The 656-nt window shown below is 37.2% G+C and carries 1 protein-coding gene; it reads left to right on the top strand.

Going from position 1 to position 656, the window contains the following annotated elements:
* Positions 1–155: 155 nt before the first annotated feature.
* Positions 156–533 (top strand): hypothetical protein, encoded by a 378-nt coding sequence (locus tag C9E89_RS23035; RefSeq protein WP_107010348.1) that lies wholly within the window; start codon positions 156–158, stop codon positions 531–533.
* The last annotated feature ends 123 nt before the right edge of the window (positions 534–656 follow it).

Here is a 656-nt window from a genome sequence, read left to right as displayed (position 1 = left end):
GGCTGACACGGTACAAGTCACAGAAACCTTTGCTGAGGGCAGTGTAGATATTTCAGAGTTTGAACAAATTGCCAAAGCTTTGATTGCTTCACTTGATTTAGTGAATCCAAACAAAATGCCGTTTGGTATTTTGATAACGCGAGTTTGATACAGGTATGATTAATAATAATTATGTGCCTGAATGGTATATATCGCCATTCCAGCACGTCAAATATACATTGGCTCGTAATCAGATGCACATGGATCTGCTATTTGAAAACATGAATGATGTAGATGAGTTTATGTCAAATGGTTGTGATGCTCAGGTGAATTTTTACAATGATGATTCAATGGAAATTGTCCAGATTCAAGGCTGTGAGCGTCCTTTAATTGAAGCACATGGACTATTACTGCATGAAGCTGTTCATATTTGGCAGCGTATTAAACAGCAAATGAATGAGCGTGATCCAAGCACTGAATTTGAAGCCTACTCAATTCAGGCAATTGCTCAGGATTTATTTGCAATGTTTGAAGAGAGTCAATGTAATGATTAAGAATAAAATCCAATCCAAAGTTGCTAAAGCCTTTGATACAAAACTTGCTGATGCGGTGGCGAGTTTTTCCTGCACTAAAATTATTAACTCTGGAAAATATAATCCAGTCACTGAAACGTATCC

Source organism: Acinetobacter sichuanensis (assembly GCF_003024515.2).
Lineage (GTDB): Bacteria > Pseudomonadota > Gammaproteobacteria > Pseudomonadales > Moraxellaceae > Acinetobacter > Acinetobacter sichuanensis.
Note: the sequence above shows the minus strand (reverse complement) of the source record. Positions and strands in the feature narration are given on the sequence as shown.

Excerpts from the sequence above, each read along its gene's own strand:
- C9E89_RS23035 (WP_107010348.1), top strand. The coding sequence starts at position 156 with ATGATTAATAATAATTATGTGCCTGAATGGTATATATCGCCATTCCAG.